The sequence below is a fragment of the Bradyrhizobium sp. BRP56 genome, from assembly GCF_020194035.1.
Classification (GTDB): domain Bacteria; phylum Pseudomonadota; class Alphaproteobacteria; order Rhizobiales; family Xanthobacteraceae; genus Bradyrhizobium; species Bradyrhizobium australafricanum.
Genome location: NZ_JADYVV010000191.1, coordinates 1 through 613, shown reverse-complemented (window position 1 = coordinate 613; position 613 = coordinate 1). Strand labels below are relative to the sequence as shown.

The 613-nt window shown below is 58.2% G+C and carries 1 protein-coding gene; it reads left to right on the top strand.

Annotation, left to right across the window (positions count from 1 at the left end):
* Nucleotides 1-201 precede the first annotated feature (201 nt).
* Nucleotides 202-613: reverse transcriptase domain-containing protein (locus I6F38_RS43325; protein ID WP_346657180.1), on the top strand; the 412-nt coding region annotated here is incomplete at its 3' end.

Below are 613 nucleotides of genomic sequence, written 5' to 3'. Positions count from 1 at the left end.
GCTGCCGCGGAACTGCAGGAACCAGTCGCTCCGATGGAAAGGGAGAAGCACAAGCGGAGAAGACCGCGAGGCGAGATTACCGACGCGGAGCACTGGGACGGACCGATCCGTATTAGCGACGAAGGCCAGTAATGGGGCCGGAGCGAAGGGATCGGATCAGGTGGGCTGGCCATCGTCGCAACTGACAATAGGAGGACGACGGTGAACCAGCCGGGCAAACCGTTCAACATCGACAAGAGAGAGGTGTACGAAGCATATCTGCAGGTGCGATCCAATGGTGGCGCAGCCGGTGTCGACGGAGTGACGATTGAGCAATTCGAGTCCGACTTGAAGAGCAATCTCTACAAGATTTGGAATCGAATGAGCTCAGGCGCTTACTTCCCGCCGCCTGTTCGCGCCGTCTCCATTCCAAAGAAGAGTGGCGGCCAAAGGATCCTCGGGGTTCCCACTGTGGCAGACCGCGTGGCACAGACGGTTGTCAAACAGCTGATTGAGCCGGCTCTCGACGCAATCTTTCTGGCAGATTCTTACGGCTACAGACCCGGTAAATCGGCTCTCGATGCCGTAGGCGTGACGCGACAGCGGTGCTGGAAGTACGATTGGGTTCTGGAGT